General features: G+C 70.4%; 18 protein-coding genes. 7 read left to right on the top strand and 11 right to left on the bottom strand.

What is annotated here, in order from left to right; genetic code table 11:
- Nucleotides 1-43: 43 nt before the first annotated feature.
- The gene (locus tag AB0I88_RS19695; RefSeq protein WP_361026048.1) at nucleotides 44-1,303 is read right to left on the bottom strand and encodes a site-2 protease family protein; all 1,260 of its coding nucleotides are present in this window, start codon (nucleotides 1,301-1,303) and stop codon (nucleotides 44-46) included.
- On the bottom strand, nucleotides 1,303-2,511 hold the full coding sequence (gene dxr / locus AB0I88_RS19690) for a 1-deoxy-D-xylulose-5-phosphate reductoisomerase (RefSeq protein ID WP_361026155.1): 1,209 nt from the start codon (nucleotides 2,509-2,511) through the stop codon (nucleotides 1,303-1,305). The genes AB0I88_RS19695 and dxr overlap by 1 nt, the downstream gene beginning before the upstream one ends.
- A gap of 57 nt (nucleotides 2,512-2,568) precedes the next feature.
- Between dxr and AB0I88_RS19685 the strand changes: the two genes are divergently transcribed.
- Nucleotides 2,569-3,342, top strand: a complete 774-nt coding sequence (locus AB0I88_RS19685) for a YhjD/YihY/BrkB family envelope integrity protein (RefSeq protein WP_361026045.1) — start codon at nucleotides 2,569-2,571, stop codon at nucleotides 3,340-3,342.
- A gap of 11 nt (nucleotides 3,343-3,353) precedes the next feature.
- A complete protein-coding gene (locus AB0I88_RS19680) occupies nucleotides 3,354-4,910 on the top strand; it encodes an NAD(P)/FAD-dependent oxidoreductase (RefSeq protein WP_361026042.1) in 1,557 nt (518 codons plus the stop codon).
- Here the strand turns inward: AB0I88_RS19680 and AB0I88_RS19675 are convergent.
- Entirely contained in the window at nucleotides 4,907-6,457 is a 1,551-nt protein-coding gene (locus AB0I88_RS19675) for a Rieske 2Fe-2S domain-containing protein (RefSeq protein ID WP_361026039.1), read from the bottom strand. The two genes, AB0I88_RS19680 and AB0I88_RS19675, sit on opposite strands and share 4 nt — an antisense overlap.
- 142 nt (nucleotides 6,458-6,599) lie before the next feature.
- Here AB0I88_RS19675 and AB0I88_RS19670 point away from each other — a divergent pair, with 142 nt between their 5' ends.
- Nucleotides 6,600-6,839, top strand: coding sequence for a DUF2631 domain-containing protein (locus AB0I88_RS19670; protein WP_361026152.1), 240 nt, complete (start codon nucleotides 6,600-6,602; stop codon nucleotides 6,837-6,839).
- Between the two features lie 55 nt (nucleotides 6,840-6,894).
- On the opposite strand, the gene AB0I88_RS19665 is transcribed toward AB0I88_RS19670, so the two are convergent.
- From AB0I88_RS19665 to rpsB, 7 genes are all read right to left on the bottom strand, one after another.
- On the bottom strand, nucleotides 6,895-8,202 hold the full coding sequence (locus AB0I88_RS19665; RefSeq protein WP_361026036.1) for a DivIVA domain-containing protein: 1,308 nt from the start codon (nucleotides 8,200-8,202) through the stop codon (nucleotides 6,895-6,897).
- A gap of 37 nt (nucleotides 8,203-8,239) precedes the next feature.
- Complete coding sequence (gene rlmN / locus AB0I88_RS19660) at nucleotides 8,240-9,433, bottom strand: 23S rRNA (adenine(2503)-C(2))-methyltransferase RlmN (protein ID WP_361026033.1); 1,194 nt, start codon at nucleotides 9,431-9,433, stop codon at nucleotides 8,240-8,242.
- A gap of 43 nt (nucleotides 9,434-9,476) precedes the next feature.
- Entirely contained in the window at nucleotides 9,477-10,376 is a 900-nt protein-coding gene (locus AB0I88_RS19655; protein ID WP_361026030.1) for a phosphatidate cytidylyltransferase, read from the bottom strand.
- A 257-nt stretch (nucleotides 10,377-10,633) separates the two neighbouring features.
- Nucleotides 10,634-11,191, bottom strand: coding sequence for a ribosome recycling factor (gene frr / locus AB0I88_RS19650; RefSeq protein ID WP_317790548.1), 558 nt, complete (start codon nucleotides 11,189-11,191; stop codon nucleotides 10,634-10,636).
- Nucleotides 11,192-11,250: 59 nt separating this feature from the next.
- Nucleotides 11,251-12,006 (bottom strand): UMP kinase, encoded by a 756-nt coding sequence (gene pyrH / locus AB0I88_RS19645; RefSeq protein ID WP_361026149.1) that lies wholly within the window; start codon nucleotides 12,004-12,006, stop codon nucleotides 11,251-11,253.
- Between the two features lie 108 nt (nucleotides 12,007-12,114).
- Nucleotides 12,115-12,945 carry a translation elongation factor Ts gene (gene tsf, locus AB0I88_RS19640; protein ID WP_361026027.1) on the bottom strand — a complete coding sequence of 277 codons (831 nt, stop codon included), beginning with the start codon at nucleotides 12,943-12,945 and terminating at the stop codon, nucleotides 12,115-12,117.
- Nucleotides 12,946-12,974: 29 nt separating this feature from the next.
- Nucleotides 12,975-13,871: a 30S ribosomal protein S2 gene (rpsB, locus tag AB0I88_RS19635; RefSeq protein WP_361026024.1), complete on the bottom strand. Its 897-nt coding sequence runs from the start codon at nucleotides 13,869-13,871 to the stop codon at nucleotides 12,975-12,977.
- A 384-nt stretch (nucleotides 13,872-14,255) separates the two neighbouring features.
- On the opposite strand from rpsB, the gene AB0I88_RS19630 reads away from it, so the two are divergent.
- The 3 genes from AB0I88_RS19630 to dprA all read left to right on the top strand — a co-directional run bounded on the left by AB0I88_RS19630 (nucleotide 14,256) and on the right by dprA (nucleotide 17,728).
- Entirely contained in the window at nucleotides 14,256-14,618 is a 363-nt protein-coding gene (locus AB0I88_RS19630) for a YraN family protein (RefSeq protein ID WP_361026021.1), read from the top strand.
- A 103-nt stretch (nucleotides 14,619-14,721) separates the two neighbouring features.
- Nucleotides 14,722-16,257 carry a YifB family Mg chelatase-like AAA ATPase gene (locus tag AB0I88_RS19625; RefSeq protein ID WP_361026018.1) on the top strand — a complete coding sequence of 512 codons (1,536 nt, stop codon included), beginning with the start codon at nucleotides 14,722-14,724 and terminating at the stop codon, nucleotides 16,255-16,257.
- Between the two features lie 265 nt (nucleotides 16,258-16,522).
- Complete coding sequence (dprA, locus tag AB0I88_RS19620; RefSeq protein WP_361026015.1) at nucleotides 16,523-17,728, top strand: DNA-processing protein DprA; 1,206 nt, start codon at nucleotides 16,523-16,525, stop codon at nucleotides 17,726-17,728.
- Nucleotides 17,729-17,958: 230 nt separating this feature from the next.
- Here the strand turns inward: dprA and AB0I88_RS19615 are convergent, their stop codons facing one another.
- Nucleotides 17,959-18,144, bottom strand: coding sequence for an AlpA family phage regulatory protein (locus AB0I88_RS19615; protein ID WP_052164533.1), 186 nt, complete (start codon nucleotides 18,142-18,144; stop codon nucleotides 17,959-17,961).
- 1,021 nt (nucleotides 18,145-19,165) lie between these two features.
- Between AB0I88_RS19615 and AB0I88_RS19610 the strand changes: the two genes are divergently transcribed.
- Nucleotides 19,166-19,546 (top strand): hypothetical protein, encoded by a 381-nt coding sequence (locus tag AB0I88_RS19610; protein WP_361026012.1) that lies wholly within the window; start codon nucleotides 19,166-19,168, stop codon nucleotides 19,544-19,546.
- The last annotated feature ends 322 nt before the right edge of the window (nucleotides 19,547-19,868 follow it).

Genomic DNA, 19,868 nt, shown 5'->3' with positions numbered 1-19,868 from the left:
CCGTGAGTTGCAGGGGGAGCGAGTTCGGATCCACGGTCTCCACTCACTTGAAGAGCGTGATCGGGTTGATGATGTCGGCCGTCACGGTCAGCAGTGTGAACGCACCGCCGATGAGGATGACCGCGTACGTCAAAGGCATCAGCTTGTAGTAGTCCACCCGTCCGGGATCGGGCCGGCGGAAACGCTTGTAGATCCAGGAGCGAACAGCTTCGAACCAGGCGATGGCGATGTGCCCGCCGTCGACCGGCAGCAGCGGCAGCAGGTTGAACAGTCCGATGAACACGTTCAACGAGATGAAGACCTGCCAGAAGACCTCGGGCACACCCTTCTCGATGGCCTCGCCGCCGATCCGGCTGGCCCCGACGACACTGATCGGGGTCTCCGGGTCACGCTGATCACCGGTGATCGAGTTCCACAGCGCGGGGATCTTCTCCGGGATCCGGGCCATCGCCTTGACCGAGCTCTCCACCAGGTACCAGTTGAACTCGCCGGACGCGGGGATCGCGCCGAGAGGACTGTATTCGATCACCGCGGGCTGGTCCGTCTCCCAGCTCACACCGGCGACCGCCACCTGGGAAACCGGGCCGTTCGGATCGTTGATCGGAGTCCGTTCGGCGGCGACCAGGTTCACCGTGGTGGCCCCGGTCTGGCCGTTCCGTACGAAACGGAAGGCGGTCGGGCCGGCGGGCTGCGCCCGGATGGCGTCGGTGAGCTGCCCGTAGTTGGCGACCGTGGTGGTGCCGACCATGGTGATCACGTCGCCGGTCTGGAGGCCGGCCGCCTTGGCGGGGGCGCTCACGGCGCTGCCCTGGCCGGGCACGCACTCGGTGCTGGTGTCGGAGAGCGACGTCCGGATGCAGTCACCCACATAGATCATCGCGGGCGCGGCACGCTGCTCCTCCGCGGTGTTGGGCAGAGCGATGTTCGGCAGGCCGATGCTCCACGCCATCACCCAGGCGCCGACCAGCGCCAGCGCGAAGTGGGCGGCCGACCCGGCGCCCATCACGATGGTCCGCTTCCACACCGGGAACCGCCACATGGCGCGGTGCTGGTCCTCCGGGGCGACGTCGTCGTCCTGCGGGGTCATGCCGACGATCTTGCAGAACCCGCCGAGCGGGATGAGCTTGAGGCCGTACTCCGTCTCCCCGCGGTGGAACGAGAAGACCGTCGGGCCGAAGCCGACGAAGTACTTGGTGACCTTCATACCGAAACGCTTGCCGGTGATCATGTGGCCCAGCTCGTGCAGGCTCACGGAGATCAGAATGGTCAGTGCGAAGGCACCCGCACCCAGCCAGAACAGCATCAAGCTCCTTCAGCCACAGTCGCGATCGTCCGCTGTGCGTGGGCACGCGCCCATGCCTCTGCGGCAAGCACCTCATCGACGGTACCCGGTTCCGCGAAGTCGGGGGCAGCCTCGAGCACCCGCTCGAGGGTGTCGACGATGCCCAAGAACGGTAGCCGACCGGAGACGAAGGCGGCCACACACTCCTCGTTGGCCGCGTTGTAGACGGCCGGCAGACAGCGCCCGGCCCGGCCCGCCTGCTTGGCGAGGCGCACCGCCGGGAACGCCTCGTCGTCCAGCGGGCGCAGCTCCCAGGTGTGCGCCTGGGTCCAGTCGACCGCGGCGGCCGCCTCCGGCACCCGCTCCGGCCAGGCCAGGGCCAGCGCGATCGGCAACCGCATGTCCGGTGGGCTGGCCTGGGCCAGGGTCGATCCGTCGGTGAACTCGACCAGGGAGTGCAGCACCGACTGCGGGTGGACCATCACCTCGATGTCGTCGTACGGCACACCGAACAGCTCGTGCGCCTCGATCACCTCGAGCGCCTTGTTCACCATCGTCGCCGAGTTGATCGTCACGACCGGGCCCATGTCCCAGGTCGGGTGCTTGAGCGCCTCCTCGGGAGTGACGTTCGTCAGCTCCTCGCGCCGCCGGCCCCGGAACGCCCCGCCGCTCGCGGTCAGCACGAGCCGGCGCACCTCGGCCGCGCTCCCGCCGCGCAGGCACTGGGCCAGCGCCGAGTGCTCGGAGTCGACCGGGACGATCTGCCCCTGTCTGGCGATCCGGCGGACCAACGGACCGCCGGCGACCAGGGACTCCTTGTTGGCCAGGGCGAGGATCCGGCCGCTCTCGCACGCGGCCAGGGTGGGCGCCAGGCCGAGGCTGCCGACCACGCCGTTCAGCACGACGTCACACGGCCACCTCGCCAGCTCGGTCATGGCGTCCGGCCCCGCCACGATCTTGGGGAGTTTGAAGTCGCCGGTGGCCCAGCCGCGTTTCTGCGCCTCGGCGTAGAAGGCCAGCTGGAGGTCCTGGGTGACCGAGGAACGGGCCACCCCGACCACCTCGACCCCGAGTTCCAGGGCCTGAGCGGCGAGCAGTTCGACGTTGCCACCCCCGGCGCCGAGAGCCACCACCCGGAACCGGTCCGGATTGCGCCGGACGATGTCGATGGCTTGAGTCCCGATGGACCCGGTGGAGCCGAGCAGTACGAGATCACGCATACCGCCCATCCTCCCGGACAGCCGCACGCCGGTTGCGGTCAGGCCGGAACGGGGTATCGGTCCACCATGAGATCGTTGGCCCTACCGCGCGGGAAGGATCTCGCGCTGCACTCGGCCGCGATCACGTTCTACGCCGGGATCGCGGTGGTTCCGGTCGCCCTGCTGGCGATCTGGCTCACCGGGCTGGCAGTGGGCGCGGAACGCGTACGCCGTCTGACCGGCCGGACCATCACCGCGCTGCCGGACGACATCGGCGCGCCGCGGGCACTGAGCGCCCTGATCGACGCCGGGCTGGCGCTGACCCCGATGCTGGCGCTGGCCAGCCTGCTCCCGGCCACCCTGTACGGCGAAGGCCTGCGCCGGGCGTTCGCCTCGATCGCCCTGCCCGGCGAGAAGCTGGTCGGCTGGCGCGGCCGGCTGCTGTGGCTGCCGCTGCTGGCGGCCGCTCCGGCCCTGCTGCTGGCCCTGTTGCTGGCACTGCCCACGACGAGCGCCCTGTGGCTGCGCGGCGGCTGGTGGTCGGTGCTGGGCGTGGTGCTGTCGTTCCTGGCCGTCTGGCTGGTGCTGACCCCGGTGGTGATCTGGGTCTTCCGCTATGTGGCGCCGGGTCGTCCACCCTGGCTCGCCACCACGCTGATCGGCTCGTTCACGGCGGCGAACCTCTCCGGTTTCCTGCACGGTTTCGTGCTCTTCTGCTCCCTTCCGCTGGACCTGGGTCTGCCGTTCGGCGGATTCACCGAGATAGGCGGTGTGGTCGCGGTGGGCCTCTGGCTCTATCTGTTCCATGTGATCGTGCTGACCGGTTTCGCGGCCACGCGATCCGTCAACAACGCGAGGTAGCGTCGCTGCCTATGACCCCCATTCCGGGCCGCGCCGATGTGGTGATCATCGGAGCCGGCCACAACGCCCTGGTCTCCGCCGTCCTCCTGGCTCGCGCCGGCCTCGACGTCGTGGTGCTGGAGGCCGCCGGTGTGCTGGGCGGCGCCACCCGTACCGAGCATCCGTTCGCCAAGGTTCCCGGCCTCGGCCAGTCCACCGGCTCCTACCTGCTCGGCCTCATGCCGCCGGAGCTGCTCAAGACACTCGACGTGGACATCCCGGTGCTGCGGCGGGATCCGCACTACTTCCTGCCGTCTACCGGGCCGGCCGGTTCGCCGTACCTCCTCTTCGGCAGTGACGGCGAGGCCAACCGGGCGCAACTGTCGCCCCGCGACGCCGCCGCCGACGAGACGCTGGCCTGCGAGATCGGCGCGCTGCGCGCCGATCTCGCGCCCTCCTGGCTGGAGGAGCCGACGTCCGTCGAGGAGATCGCCGACCGCCACATCCGGCCGCAGCTGCAGAGCACCTTCCTCGATCTGGTACGCGGATCCGTCGTCGGCTACCTGGCCCGTTTCGGGTTCGCCAGTGAGCTGCTCGTGGCGATGTACACGGTGACCGACGGCCTGTCCGGACTGCACGCCGGTCCGGACGATCCCGGCACCGGGCACAACTTCCTGGTCCACAACATGTGCCGGCTGCCCGGCTCGGACGGCACCTGGCTGATCGCCGAGGGCGGGATGGGCACGGTGTCCCGGGTGTTCGCCGACGCCGCCCGGGCCGCCGGGGCACGCCTGTTCACCGATGCCCGGGTGACGGCGGTGACGGTGGACGGCGGGGCGGCCAGTGGAGTCGTCCTGGCCGATGGACGGCAGGTGTCGGCCCGGGTCGTTCTGGGCGGCTGCGACCCGTACCGATTGATGGATCTCGTGCCTGAGGGGTCGCTGCCGGCCGCGCTCACCGACCGGATGGCCGCGGTCCGCCGGCCGGGCGCCACGATGAAGGTGAATCTGGCGCTGCGTGACCTGCCGCGTTTCTCGTGCCTGCCGGAGGGGGCGCCGTCGCCGTTCGGCTCCACCATCCACCTGCTGCCGGGCGACGCGTCACCGATGACGAACCTGCGCGCCATGTGGGCCGACGTCCGGGCCGGCCGGCTCCCCGCCGAACCGACCATCGAGTGGTACCTGCACACCACGATCGACCCGTCGCTGCGCGACGACGACGGACATCACTCCTCGGCGCTCTTCGTGCAGTCGGTGCCCTTCGAGCCGTCCGGCTCGTCCTGGGATCAAGAGCTTCCGGGGTACGTGGAAAGGCTGCTCGCCATCTGCGACAGGTACGCGCCGGGCACGTCGGACCTGGTGGCGGACGTGATGCCGCTGACCCCGCCGGGCATCGAGCGACATTTCGGGATGACCGGTGGGCACATCCACCACGTCGACAACACGGTCGCCTTCGACCAGCGGATGCCGTACTTCACCGGACTGGACGGGCTCTACCACGGCTCGGCCGGGGCGCACCCGGCCGGCAGCGTGATCGGCGCGGCGGGCCACAACGCGGCCCGCCGCATCCTGCGCGACCTGGCCTTCTAAGCCTTCTTGGTGGCCCGGATCTGGTGGCCGACGCCGGTCAGGCAACGGCCGCTGGGCAGGTCGAACTTCCAGCCGTGCAGCTGGCAGGTCAGCACGTTGCCCTCGACGATGCCGAAACGGGACAGGTCGGCCTTGAGGTGGGGGCAACGGCGCTGCACGGTCCAGTCACCGAACTCGATGTCCTCGGCGTCGACGGCCTTCTCGTGCTCGTCGTACCAGCCCTCGGCGTACTGCAGGCGCTCCTCGGAGAGACACTTGAAGAACGCGTAGACGAACTCGTTGTACTGACCGATCCGGGCCGCGGAGAAGCGGCAGGACAGGAACAGCGAGTTCACCCAGTCGCCCTCGTCGATGAAGATGAGGTGCTCGATCAGCTCGCGCCGGGTGCGGAAGCGGTAGCGGACCTTCTCGTCGGCGTACGCCCGGACCTGCTTGCCCGGGAAGTCCACCACGATCGACTCGATCTCGTCGCCGTCGTAGGAGACCAGGTCGAACCGGACCGGGCCGCCGACACCCTTGGCCATGTAGATCGACTCCTCGAGCAGCGGCTCGATCCGCTTCTTCAGCTCGCCGAGGACGTCGATCTCCGGGTGCCGCCAGGACGCCTTCTCCGCCTCGATGATCGGGCGCTTGCGCTCCCGCATCTCCTCGAGGTGCGCCTTCTTGTTGGCGAAGAACTCGTCGACCGGCATCGGGTGCGTGGTCGTCTGCCTCGTGCCGCCGTCGGTCAGCTCGGTGACGCTGCCCGGCAGCTGGACGACCGCGTTGGTGCCGCCGACCTTCGCGTACTCGGACAGGAACACCGACTGATCCGGGAAGATGTTGCCCTCGTCACCGTGGATGTCGTTGAACTGCCACAGCTCGTCGTCGAGGAAACACGGCGGGCCGGCGATCGGGAAGACGAAGTCCGCCTTCAAGTCGTCGATGTAACGCCAGGTGCGGTCGAACTGCCGCTCCCGCTTCTGCTTGCCGAACGCGGTCTTCGCGCTCTCCGGCAGCTCGTAGACCATCGGATACCAGATCGCGCCGGAGAACTGCAGCATGTGCGCGTGCACGTGGCCCAGCTCGTTGAACCGGGTCAGGTCGGCGGGGCGGGCGTCGTTCTGGTTCAGCACGCGGACGCCGTCGTACTCCACCCAGAGCGACGAGTCCCCGATCGGCCCGTCGGTCGGGCTGATCAGCGCCTGGATCATCACCTTCAGGCCACCGTCCAGCTCGTGCACCTCGTCGGACCTCGTCCGCAGGAAGCTGGTGAACCCCAGCGCCCGCAGCTCGTCCTCGAGCTGGCTGGTCGGGTACTCCGGCAGGAGCACGGTGGCCTTCTTGTTGACGAACCGCTTCAGGTGCTCGGCGTCGAAGTGGTCCCGGTGCAGATGGGAGACGTACAGGTAGTCGACGTCGCCCAGGGTCTCCCAGTCCAGCTGGGAGTTGTCCGGAAACGGGAACCAGGAGGCGAAGTACGCCGGGTTCACCCACGGATCGCACAGAATGCTGCCGGCAGCGGTGTCGATCCGCATGCTCGCATGGCCGGTGCCCGTGATCCGCACTGAATCGCTCCTCTGCTCGCGCCTTAGCTGACCGCCTCTGCGGTTTTCGAACGCCTCGAAAGTACAGCCGGGTTGCTGCGGTTCGCCCGTCGACCCCGTGACAGACTGTTTCCGATTCGACATCGACAAGGAGGTCGCCACCGTGGCTGCGGAAGAACACCACGAGGAGGTCTACGCGCCCGACCAGCTGAAGCCCGGCAACCGCAAGCGGGCTCAGAAGGGCGCGATCATCTCGGCCGCGATCCTGCTGCTCTTCTTCTGGGGCAACCAGCAGGGCAACACCGAGAAGGTGTGGCTCGCCGTGATCGCCGTAGGCTTGATCGCCGTCATCATCGGCGACGCCGTCCTGCGCCGCAGCGGCCTCCGGCCGAACGACCAGTAGCCCCTCGGACGACGAAAAGAGGGGGCCGGCGGCCCCCTCTTTCAGTTTCGCTGACTCAGCGGCGCCGCAGCAGGATGTCCTTCACCTCGCGCAGCGCGGCGTCGACCTCAGCCTCGAAGTAGCCGTTCGGTACCAGACCGAACTGCAGCATGTCGAGGTCGTTCTCGTTCACCGGCATCGGGCCGCGGCCGGTCATCGCCTGCAGGATGCCCTCGAACAGGCGGTCCACCTGCATCGGGTCGTAACCGCTGCCGAACCGGCGGGGCTGAAACGTGCGGCGCAACTGGTCCACCCGGTACAGCTCGCCACCCGGCTCACCCAGAGGCGGGCCCAGCTGCGGCTGCTGCGGGCCGTAACCACCGCTGTACGGCGGGCCGCTCATCGGGGCGCCGGGCATCGGCGAACCGGGCATGGCCATCGGCGAACCCGGCATCGGGGCGCCCGGCATCTGACCGTAGCCGCCGCGCGGCTCCCGGTCGGGCATCCGCAGCTCGGCGGTCATGTCGGCCTTGCCGTGCCGGCCGGGCTCGAAACCGTCATAGCCGCCCTGGTGGTCGTAACCACCCTGGTCGTAACCGGGCGGCGGGCCGGGACGCTGCGGCGGCTGCTGCGGCGGCGGAGGCTGCTGGCCGTAACCGGTGGGCTCGTCATACCGCCCGTACGGGTCGGGGCCGGGCGGAAGCTGCTGCGGCTGTTGCTGCTGCTGCTGGCGCTGCGGCATCTGCGGGGGCATCATCCGGTCGTCACGCACCGGCGCGGGCAGCCGCTCGGTCGGCGGGGACGCCATCCGGGCCGCCGGGTTCATCGCCGGGCCGGCCGGCTGCTGCTGCGGGCCGCCGAAACCGCCCTGGCCGGGCATGCCCTGCGGCTGCATGCCGGGACCCGGGGGGAAACCCTGGCCGGGAGGCGGGAAGCCACCCTGTCCCTGCGGCATGCCACCCTGGCCCTGCGGCATGCCGCCCGGACCGCCGGGGCCGGGACCGCGGTCGAACCCACCACGCTCGAAGCCCTGGCCGGGACCGCCGGGACCGGGGCCCATGGCCGCTGCGCCGGACGCGGACGCGGCGGTCAGACCACTGCGCATGGAGTCACGCATGGGGTCCGTCGCGGGACGGCCGCCCCGCTCCTCGAACTCGGCGAGCTGCCGCTCGACCCGATCGAGGTGCAGGTCGACCTGCCACTCGTCATAGCCACCGAAGCGCACACGGAAGACGACGTCGTGCACCTCTTGCGCGCCCACCGGCGGGCCGACCTGCTCCCCGGCCAGGGTCGCCTCGACCCGGTCCAGGAACGCGTCGACCTCGTCGACCTTGTAGCCACGCCGCAGCGCACGCCTTCGGAAACGCTGCCCCTGACTCGTCACAACGTCTCCCACTCCGCTCGCTGGGACCTACGCCCAGTCACTGTGCCACCTCCGCGTCGGCTGCGGCGCCCCCTGCGCTCGCGTGCGTCAGCTCGCCCGCGGCCAGTTGGCCGCATGCGCCGTCGATCTCCCGCCCCCGGGTGTCGCGGACCGTCGTCGAGACGCCGGCATCACGCAACCGGCGGACGAACTCGCGCTCGACCGGTTTGGGGCTGGCATCCCACTTGCTCCCCGGCGTCGGGTTGAGCGGGATGAGATTCACATGGGCCAGCTTGCCGTTCAGAAGGCGGCCGAGCAGGTCGGCACGCCAGGACTGATCGTTTACGTCCCGGATCAGGGCGTATTCGATGGAAACCCGACGGCCGGTCTGCGCCGCGTAATCGAACGCGGCATCGAGCACCTCGGCCACCTTCCAACGCTGGTTGACGGGCACAAGCTCATCGCGCAGATCATCATCGGGGGCATGCAGTGACAGCGCAAGAGTCACCGAGAGCTGTTCGTCGATCAACCGGCGCATAGCGGGCACCAAACCCACCGTGGACACGGTGATGTGCCGTTGTGACAATCCGAGCCCCTCAGGAGCGGGCGTGGTGAGCCGCCGCACCGCCTCGATGACCCGCGGATAGTTGGCCAGCGGCTCACCCATCCCCATGAAGACCACCCGCGACAGCCGCGGCGGGGAACCCGTCACCGCGCCGGACGCCGCCACCCCGGCCAGGTAGACCACCTGGTCCACGATCTCGGCCACCGACAGGTTGCGGGTCAGGCCCTGCTGGCCCGTCGCGCAGAACGGGCAGGCCATGCCGCACCCGGCCTGACTCGACACGCACGCGGTCACCCGGTCGGGGTAACCCATCAGCACGCTCTCCACGAGCGCGCCGTCATGCAGCTTCCACAGGGTCTTGCGGGTCGCGCCGTCGTCGCACGCCTGCTCCCGGATCGGGGTGAGCAGCGTGGGCAGCAGGTCGGCGGTGAGCCGCTCACGAGAGGCGGCCGGCAGGTCGGTCATCTCGGAGACGTCCCGCACCAGGCGGCCGAAGTAGTGGGTGGAGAGCTGCCTCGCCCGGAACGCGGGCTCACCCAGGCCGACCACCGCGCTCTTGCGGCCGGCGAGATCGAGGTCGGCGAGGTGACGCGGGGGCATGCTGGGACGGCGGCGGGCGCTCACCGCCCCCGACTGCAGGGTGTCTGGCTGATCGGGGCTGATCGGGATGACCGGAAGAATCGTCATGGCGTATCCAGTGTCCCACGTCCGCCGAGTCGGTCGCCCACAGCTAGCTCGGGGTGATGATCGCGAACAGCAGGTAGGCGGTGGGAACGGCGAACAGGATCGAGTCCAGCCGGTCCATCAGACCGCCGTGGCCGGGCAGCAGATTGCTCATGTCCTTCACGCCGAGATCCCGCTTGAGCATGGACTCGGCCAGGTCGCCGAGCACCGCCATCACCGAGATGACCGCGCCGAACAACAGACCCCAGTAGACCGGCACGTCCAGCAGGAAGAAGAGCAGCGCGCCACTGCCGATGGCGGCCGCCGTGACCGAGCCGGCGAAGCCCTCCCAGGACTTCTTCGGGCTGATCCTCGGTGCCATCGGATGCTTGCCGAGGAACACGCCGGCGGCGTAACCCCCGGTGTCCGAGAGCACCACGGCGACCAGGGTGCAGACCACCCGCAGCGGGCCGTCGTCGAGTTGCACCAGCATCGCCGCGAAGCTCAGCAGGAACGGCCCGTAGACCGCGATCAGCAGGCTCGGCGTGAAGTCGCGGCGGACCGCGGCGAACCCGTCGGCGACGCGCCACAGGCAGGCCGCGCCCACCGTGACTGCCAGGCCGACAGCCAGCGCGTCCGGACCGTAGAACCACGCCAGACCGGTCATCAGGGTGGCACCGGCGATCAGCGGGATCAGCGGAGGGCGGGCGCCGACGGCGGCGAACGCCCGGACCATCTCCCAGGCGCCGATGCCGGAGGCCACCACCAGGATGACGAGCAGCGCCATCGGCTCGATCAGCAACGCGGCCAGGACGATCAGGCCCAGGCTCAGGCCGACCGCGATGGCGGCCGGCAGGTTACGGCCGGCACGGCCGCCGCCCTGCGGCTTACGGCCCCGGCCGGCGCGGCGACGGCCCTTGCCGCCGCCCTTGCCGGGCTCCTGCTGCTGGATTCCGGGGTCGGTCATCGGTTCCGTTCCGGGGTACGCGGGCGGCGCCGCCGCTGACTGCATTGACAAAGCCGTACCCCTACCCGCCGAGAAATCCACGTGAGCGCCACAGCGCCGAAACGTGTAGCTCACAGAAACCGTGCAGAGCGTACTGCAAAGGTGACGTTCCAACAGGGGTCGAGGTGGCGGGCAATTTAACCACCCGTGAACCAGGACCGGCCGAACAGGCCGAAGCCCGGCTCCTCCGGTGCGGCGGGCCGGGCTTCCTCCGGTGCTCAGACCTCGAGCAGCTCGGCTTCCTTGTGCTTGACGAGCTCGTCGATGACGGCGACGTAGCGGTGCGTCACATCGTCGAGCTCCTTCTCGGCGCGACGACCGTCGTCCTCACCGGTCTCGCCGTCCTTGACCAGCTTGTCGATCTGGTCCTTGGCCTTGCGACGGACGTTACGGATCGCGACACGGCCGTCCTCGGCCTTGCCCCGGGCCACCTTGATCATTTCCCGGCGGCGTTCCTCGGTCATCTGCGGCAGGTGGATGCGCAGTTGCGTACCCTCGTTGTTGGGGTTGACCCCCAGATCGGAGTCACGGATCGCCCGCTCGATCGGGCCCAGCTGCGACGCGTCGTAGGGCTTCACGATGACCATGCGCGGCTCCGGGACGCCGACGGAGGCCATCTGCGTCACCGGCGTGGGCGCACCGTAGTAGTCGACCAGGATCTTGGAGAACATCGCGGGAGTAGCCCGCCCGGTCCGGATGGCGGCGAACTCCTCCTTGGCGTGCTCGACCGCGCTCTCCATCTTCTCCTCGGCCTCGAAGAGGGTTTCCTCGATCACCGGCTCTTCTCGCCTCCTTGCTGTCTTCGGTGGTGCGGGATGTGGGGACGGAGCGCGGCTCAGTCTGCGGTGATCAGCGTGCCGATCCGCTCGCCGGCGCACGCGCGCACGATGGTGTCGTCGCCCTCGGCGCCGAAGACCAGCATGGGCAGCTTGTTCTCCTCGCAGAGGCTGAACGCGGCCTGGTCGGCCACCCGCAGCCCGCGCTGGAGGACTCCCTGGAAGGTGATGGTCTCCAGCTTCTGGGCGGTGGGGTCGATCCGGGGGTCGGCGGTGTAGACCCCGTCCACGCCGTTCTTGCTCATCAGCACCATGTCCGCGTGGATCTCCAGAGCCCGCTGGGCGGTCACCGTGTCGGTGGAGAAGTACGGCATGCCGGCGCCGGCGCCGAAGATCACGACCCGGCCCTTCTCCAGGTGCCGGATCGCACGCAGCGGGAGATAGGGCTCCGCGACCTGGGCCATCGTGATGGCCGTCTGCACGCGCGTCTCGATGCCCTCCTTCTCCAGGAAGTCCTGAAGAGCCAGGCAGTTCATCACCGTCCCGAGCATGCCCATGTAGTCCGCCCGGTTGCGGTCCATGCCGCGCTTCTGCAGCTCCGCGCCACGGAAGAAGTTGCCGCCGCCGACCACCACGGCGACCTGGATGCCACGCCGCGTCACGGTCGCGATCTGTTTCGCCAGCGACTGGACCACGTCCGGCTCGACGCCGACCGCGCCGCCACCGAAGACTTCGCCGGAGAGTTTGAGGACGACCCGCCGCGGCCGCACGGTCGGCGGGTTCCGATCATCCGTGGCGGACTGCTCGGTCACCATCGTCATGAGACCCGCCTTTCCCTTCGCTATCTGCAGGAGACCTTATGCGACCGGGAGGCCGGGCGCTCAATCGCGTACCCGACCTCCCGTGTCACAGCGTTACTCGCCTTACTCCTGGCCGACCTCGTACCGGACGAAGCGGGTTACCTCGATACCGGATTCGCTGACGACCTGCTTGACCGTCTTCTTGTTGTCGACGACCGAAGCCTGCTCGAGCAGGACGAAGTCCTTGAAGAAGGAGTTCACCCGGCCCTCGATGATCTTGGGCATTGCCTGCTCGGGCTTGCCCTCCTCGCGAGCGGTCTGCTCGGCCACGCGGCGCTCGGTCGCGACGACCTCGGCCGGGACCTCATCGCGGGTCAGGTACTTCGGCCGCATCGCGGCGATCTGCATACCGACCTGACGGGCGTCCGAGTCGGCCGTCTCGTCGTCCTTGCCGGTGTACTGCACCAGGACGCCGACCTGCGGCGGCAGGTCCTGAGCCTTGCGGTGCAGGTAGACCGCGACGGTGCCGTCGACGATCGTGAAGCGGTTGACCACGATCTTCTCGCCGATCTTGGCGGCGTAGTCCTGGACCAGGTCGGCGACGGTCTTGCCGTCCTCGATCGACGCGGCCAGCAGAGCGGCGGCGTCGGCGATCTTGTTGGCCTCGCCGAACTCGACCAGACGCTGACCCAGGGCCACGAAGTCCGGGGTCTTGGCGACGAAGTCGGTCTCGCAGTTCAGCTCGAGCAGCGCGCCGCCCGAGTGGCTGACGATGCCGTTCGCGGCGGTCCGGCCGGCCCGCTTGCCGACGTCCTTGGCGCCCTTGACGCGCAGGAACTCGACGGCCTTGTCGAAGTCGCCCTCGGACTCCTCGAGCGCCTTCTTGCAGTCCATCATGCCGGCACCGGTGAGGTCGCGGAGCTTCTTCACGTCCGCGGCGGTGTAGTTAGCCATGACTCTTCTCTCGATGTCAGTCGGTCGAGTTACTCGGCGGGGACGGCGGCGGCCGGCTCTTCGGCCTTCGGCTCCTCGGCCTTCGGCTCCTCAGCCTTGGGCTCCTCGGCCTTCGGCTCCTCGGCCTTCTTCTCGGCGCCCTCGTAGAGGTCCCGCTCCCACTCGGGCAGCGGCTCGCCGGCGGCCACGGTGCCCGCCTCGGGCTTCTCGTCGGCGTTGCCACCGCGGCCACGGCCGGAACGGGCGATCAGACCGTCGGCGACGGCAGCCGCGATGACCTTGGTCAGCAGCTCGGCCGAGCGGATCGCGTCGTCGTTACCCGGAATCGGGAAGTCGACCTCGTCCGGGTCGCAGTTGGTGTCCAGCACCGCGATGACCGGGATGTTGAGCTTCCGGGCCTCGTCGACCGCGATGTGCTCCTTCTTGGTGTCCACGACCCAGATCGCCGACGGCGTCTTGGTCATGTCACGCAGACCACCGAGGGTCTTGGTGAGCTTGGTCTTCTCCCGGAAGAGCTGGAGGGTCTCCTTCTTGGTGTAACCGGCGGCGGTGCCGCTCAGGTCACCCAGGGCCTCGAGCTCCTTCATCCGCTGGAGACGCTTGTACACCGTCTGAAAGTTGGTCAGCATGCCGCCGAGCCAGCGGTGGTTCACATACGGCTGGCCGACCCGGGTCGCCTGCTCGGCGATGGCCTCCTGCGCCTGCTTCTTGGTGCCGACGAAGAGGATGTGGCCACCCTCGGCGACGGTGTCCCGCACGAAGCTGTACGCCTTCTCGATGTAGTCGAGGGTCTGGCGCAGGTCGATGATGTAGATGCCGTTGCGCTCGGTGAAGATGAAGCGCTTCATCTTCGGGTTCCAGCGCCGGGTCTGGTGTCCGAAGTGAACACCGCTCTCCAGCAGCTGACGCATGGTCACGACGGCCATGGTGGGGCTCCCTGATCTTCCCTGGTTGTCACGCTCACCGGCGGTGGGCGTCCTGGCGCCCGGTCGGCGGCCACGATCGGGCCCGAAAGATCGGGACCAGGGAGGGCCACCGCCGACGACCGCTACTCTGGGTGATCCAGATCACGGCACGTTCGGAGGGCGCGCGAGGTCGACCGCTTGGGCGGTCGCCGTCGACAAGCATACGCCAGGGCCCGCGCCGGGCCGGTCCGCCCTCGGCCGCCGCCCCACCACCGGCCGGATCCGCGGCGTATGTCGTTTCCGGCAGCCTTATCACACTCCGGCGGATCGCTGAGCGTCATCCACATCGCCGCGGAACCCACAGTGCGCGTTCTGCCGGCCCGCGATCGGTGCCACGGTGCCGTCATGACGACTCAGCGACGAGCGGTCGGCGCCTACGGCGAGCGGCTGGCCGCCCGGCACCTCCAGGACAGCGGCCTGGTGCTCCTGCAACGCAACTGGCGCTGCGCCGACGGCGAGGTCGACCTCATCCTGCGCGACGGCGACGACCTCGTCTTCTGCGAGGTCAAGACCCGCCGCACGGCGACCTTCGGTCCACCGGCGGCAGCGGTCGGTCACCGCAAGGTGCGCAAGTTGCGCCAGTTGGCGGCCCGCTGGCTGACCGAAGCGGGGGTACGTGCGGAGCGCGTCCGTTTCGACGTGGTGGAAGTCCTGCCGCAACCACGCGGCGCCGCCCGGCTCGTGCACATCCGGGACGCGTTCCGATGAACGAGCTTGTGAGCGAATCCCGCGGCTCAGGTTCGCACTCGTGGCGACGCCGGAGCTCAGGTTCGCACTCGTGGCGACGCCGAGGCGCAGCGGAGGTGGCGACATGAGCTACGCCCGCGTCCTCTGCGTCGGCCTCGTCGGGGTCGCCGGCCACCTGGTCGAGGTCGAGGCGGACCTCTCCGCCGGCCTGCCCACCCTGGTGCTCACCGGCCTGCCGGACACCGCCCTCAACGAGGCCCGCGACCGGGTCCGCGCCGCCGTGGTGAACTCCGGGCAGGACTGGCCCAACCGGCGGATCACGGTCAACCTGCTACCGGCCGCCCTGCCCAAGCACGGCAGCGCGTTCGACCTGGCGATCGCCGCGGCGGTGCTGGCCGGGGCGGGCGAGCTGCCGGCCGCCCCGCTCGACCGGGTGGCGCTGCTCGGCGAGCTCGGGCTCGACGGCACGGTTCGGCCGGTCCGTGGCGTGCTGCCGATGGTCGCGGCGGCGGCCCGGGCCGGGATCACCCGGGTCATCGTGCCGGCCGGCAACGCCCTGGAGGCGAGCGTCGTGCCGGGCGTCACCGTCCGGGCCGTCGACACGTTGCAGGGTCTCGTCGCGTTCGCCCGCGGCGCCGGCCCGCTGCTCGACCCGCCGACCGCGCCGGAGGCCGCGGAGCCGCCCGGCCCCGACCTCGCCGACGTGGCCGGGCAGGGGACCGGCCGGTACGCCCTGGAGATCGCCGCCGCGGGCGGCCACCACCTCGCCCTCTTCGGCCCGCCCGGATCCGGCAAGACGATGCTCGCCGAACGGCTGCCGTCCATCCTCCCGGAGCTCGACGACGACGCCGCCCTCGAGGTCACCGCCCTCCAGTCGATCGCCGGTGTGCTGCCGCCGGACGGAGGGCTGATCCGCCGGCCACCGTTCCAGGCGCCGCACCACAGCTCGTCACTGGCCGCCCTGGTCGGCGGCGGGTCCGGGCTGATCCGGCCGGGCGCGATCAGCCTCGCCCACCGGGGTGTGCTCTTCCTCGACGAAGTGCCCGAGATGAGCCGCGCCACGCTCCAGGCGCTCCGGCAGCCGCTGGAGAGCGGCCGGGTGGTGCTGTCCCGGGCCCGCGGCACCACGGAGTACCCGGCACGCGCCCAGCTGATCGTCGCCGCCAACCCCTGCCCCTGTGCCAGCCCGGCGGGGGACCACGCCTGCCAGTGCACTCCTCTGGTCCGCCGCCGCTATCTGGGCAAGCTGTCCGGGCCGCTGCTCGACCGGATCGACATGAAGATCCACCTGATGCCGGTTCGGGCCGTCCAGCTGACCGTCGCCGCCGAGCCGGCCGAGTCGTCCGCGGTGGTCGCCACCCGGGTGGCGCGGGCCCGGGCCGCCGCCGAGCACCGGTGGGCGCCCGGCGGGTGGCGGGTCAACGCCGAGGTGCCCGGTCACCGGCTGCGGCGGCCACCGTGGCGGCTGCCGTCCCGCGACACGGCCGTCCTGCACGACGCCCTGGAGACCGGCGTGCTGTCGGCGCGCGGCTTCGATCGCTGCCTGCGGCTCGCCTGGACCCTCGCCGACCTCGACGGGCGCGACCGGCCGGTGGCGGCGGACGTCTGCGTGGCGTACCAGCTGCGCATGGGCGAGCCGGGCGCCCACGCGACCGCCTGATTGTCCCGTTCCTTTTCACCTACCGGTTCCCGCCCGGCGGACGGCCTGTTCGCCGCGTCGGACGATCCCCTTTCGGAGTTTGAGATGAACCTCCTCGCCGGGCGTGCTCGCGCTCTCGGCCGGGCGGCGCTCCTCGCCGCCGTCGTGCTCCTGTTCGTGCTCGCCGCGGGATGTCCGGCATGAGCGGCCGGGGTGGGCCGGGCGGTCCGGCCGACCGGGCCGCCCGGGCCGTGCTCCTGTTCGTGCTCGCCGCGGGATGTCCGGCATGAGCGGCCGGGGTGAGCCGGGCGGTCCGGCCGACCGGGCCGCCCGGGCCGCGCTCACCTGGCTCGCCGAGCCCGGCGACCGGGCGGTGTGGACGCTCGTGCAGCAGTCCGGAGCGCCGGACGCACTGGAGCGGCTGCTCAGCGGCGACATCCCGGGCACCCGCCTGCGCGCCGCGATCAGCGCCCGGCTCAGATCCGGTGACCCGCGCCGGCTGGCCGAGATCGCCCTGCGGCGGGCGGACCGGCTCGGCGCCCGTCTCGTCGTCCCCGCAGACGACGAGTGGCCCACCCGGGTCGACGAGCTGGCGACGCTGGAGCTCGACACCGGCGGCCGAGTCAATCAGGACACCCGGCCACCGCTCTGTTTCTGGGTGCGCGGCGGGCCGCCCCTCGGCGAGACCCTGGAGAGGTCGGTCGCGATCGTCGGCGCCCGGGCCGCCACCGCGTACGGCACACACGTCACCGGCGAGATGGCGTATTCGCTCGCCCGCCAGGGATGGACCGTCGTCTCCGGGGGAGCCTTCGGCATCGACGCGGCCGCTCACCGCGGTGCGCTCGCCGGCGACGGCTTGACCTCGGCGGTCCTCGCCTGTGGTGTGGACCGGCCCTATCCGGCGGGGAATTCGGCGTTGTTCGAGCAGATCGCCGAGCAGGGCCTGCTGGTGAGCGAGTGGCCGATCGGCGCCGAACCGTTCCGGCACCGCTTCCTGATCCGCAACCGGGTGATCGCCGCGGCCACCGCCGGCACGGTCGTGGTGGAGGCGGCGGCTCGCAGCGGCGCGGCCCAGACGATGAGCCGGGTGCTGGCTCTCGGCCGGCCCGCGATGGTGGTGCCGGGCCCGGTCACGTCGGCGATGTCGGTCGGCTGCCACGAGATCCTGCGCACCCATCCGTACGCCCGGGTGGTGACCTGCGCGACGGATGTGCTCGAGGAGGTCGGGCGGATCGGCGAGTACCTGGCGGACCCACCACGCGGCCCGGAGCGCCGGCACGACAGCCTGGACGAGGAGTCGGCGCTGATCCTGGAGTCGGTTCCGGCACGCGGGTCGGCCACTCCGGAGGAACTCGCCGCCGGCGCCCGGCTGAGTCTGCGGACCGTGCTGGGGCGGCTCTCGCTGCTGGAGATGGCCGGATTGGTGGTCCGGACCGGAGACGGATTCGCGCTCTCACCCGGTCGGCGACCGGCCCGTCACTCTGACGAGTGAGCGCCACGCCCACGTGCACCTAGCGACTTTTCCGGAGTTATCCCCCGCACCGCGGCCGCTCGCCGGGATCTGCGGGCGCACCTGAGAGCCCTCCGGCGCAGTGACGTTCAACGATCCCGTCACCGTCCGGAGGGCATGCCTGGGGCCGGCTCGTCGAGCGCGCCGGCCGCCGCGGACACGGCGGCCGGCGCACGAGCCGGCGATCAGGTCACGGCACGCGACCGGACGGGTCAGTCCTCAGACTCGTCCAGGTCACGGCGGTGCACCTTCATCCAGGCCTCGACATCCTCGGTCAGCCAGACCTTGCCCTGCGCCAGGTCTGCGACCGGTTTCGGAAAGTCCGCGCGGCTGGTGATCTGGTACGCCCGCTGGCGACTGACACCACCCAGGCGGATACGGATCTCGTGCGCGCCCATGAGTCGGATCGGCTTCACTCCCACATGATCGACCGTAGGCGCGGGTCAATTAGTCAAACTCCAACTTGTTAAGAAGCAGGTTGGCATCAGACAAGTAGAGTGGTCGCATGCCTACGCGTCATGAGACAACCGGCCCGGTACCCCATCATCCCCGCCATCGACGTGACTGGAGGACCATGTGGCGTCGCTGCATATGCGGCCTTCCCGCGCCCTGCATCGACCGCGTCCCACCGCTGCCGCAACCGCCTTACCCGCCCCGGCCGCCCGCCCCGGAGCCGCCACCACAGGGTGGCCCGGGGCTCTACCGGTCGAGGGCCGCCCGCCCCGAGGCGAAAGGGACGCCCGGTCCTCAACCTCCCCCGCGCACCTCCGGCCCGGAGTCCGACATCGGGCGGGCCGGCCGGCTCACTCCGGCCCAGGAGCACCGCACCGGCTCACGGCCCACCCGCCGCCGGCGTCGCGGCCACGGGACGTCGGCCACATAGGAGCGCGGCCCGCGTTCCCGGAGCGGTCCGGTCACAGTGAGCACTCCCCCGACGGCGGCATCACCACTCGATCGGATTCCCTCGCCCCGGAAGCCGTGGCCCTCACGAGTGGGTGACCGGTGGGCGGCGCCATCGACACGACGGCACCGGAGACGGGCGGGTGCCCGGTCCGTCGGAGAGGCGGTCTCCTGAGCAGACCGGGCCAGGCGCGGGAACAACCGCTCGAAGATCTCGCTGCCGCGGTCGAGGCCGCGTGATGCGTGGCCCTCCAGGGCGCGTCGCACCGCTCTCACAGCCGCGACACGCGCCTCGTGGCCTCCTCCCGCACGGCACGCGGCGCCGGCCACTGCCGTACCACGGCACGCGGCTTCGCTTCCCGCACGCGTCGCGGCTCAGCCGAGCCGTGAGGCGCTGTCCTCACCCGCCGGCACCTCACTGGCCGACGCACGCCCATGATCCCAACGCACGCCCGCTGATCACGAGGTTGCGGATCCACCCACGCCGCGACGTACGGGGACCCCACCGCACGCCTCGCCATGCCCGGCTACGCCCACTGCCCCTCCTCGCACACCTACGCCGCGAGAAACGGGCCCGCTCCGACGGAAGACCGCCGCGAACCAGACACCGCAACCAATGCCGAACCTTCGGGGGAACGCTTGTCCACAGCACAAGAGCCGGAACATCTGCATGCCCGTCCTGATTGGCTCTGCCGGATCTGCGGGGAGCCGTGGCCGTGCCTGGAAGCGCGGACACGCCTGCTGGCCGAATACAGTGACTTCCCCTCGCTCCTGAAGATCTATCTGTCGGCGCAGATGTATGACGCCCTCGACGACTTCACGGCCCATGGCGAGCCCGCGCCGCTGAACCTCTACGAGCGCTTCATTTCCTGGGCGCGCAACCGGCCACCCACCCGATAGCCGCCGGCTTTCACCCTTCCGGCCCCGGCCGGGCGGCGGAATCGCACCCGGCCGGCGGCCGCCCACCCGAAAGTCACCGGCCCCCTCCCGGCCACTCGACCTGCTGTCCGGGTACTCATTTCAGGTGCGGAGGCAGGTACGGACGGCCTTGCGGTGACTGTCCGGATCTTGGCTGATCCTGTTCGGCCGGTCGTCACTGCCGTCACAGCACCGTTGAGAACGACCCGCAGCGCCAGCCGGGCGGTTCTGGCTGGTCGTGGGCGCTGCCTCAGACGCTCCGAGACAGCCCTCACGACCAGCTGAGCAAGATCTGCTACAGCGC

The sequence above is a fragment of the Actinoplanes sp. NPDC049802 genome, assembly GCF_040656595.1.
In the GTDB taxonomy this organism is placed as follows: Bacteria; Actinomycetota; Actinomycetes; order Mycobacteriales; family Micromonosporaceae; genus Actinoplanes.
This window is presented reverse-complemented; position numbering and strand designations above follow the sequence as displayed.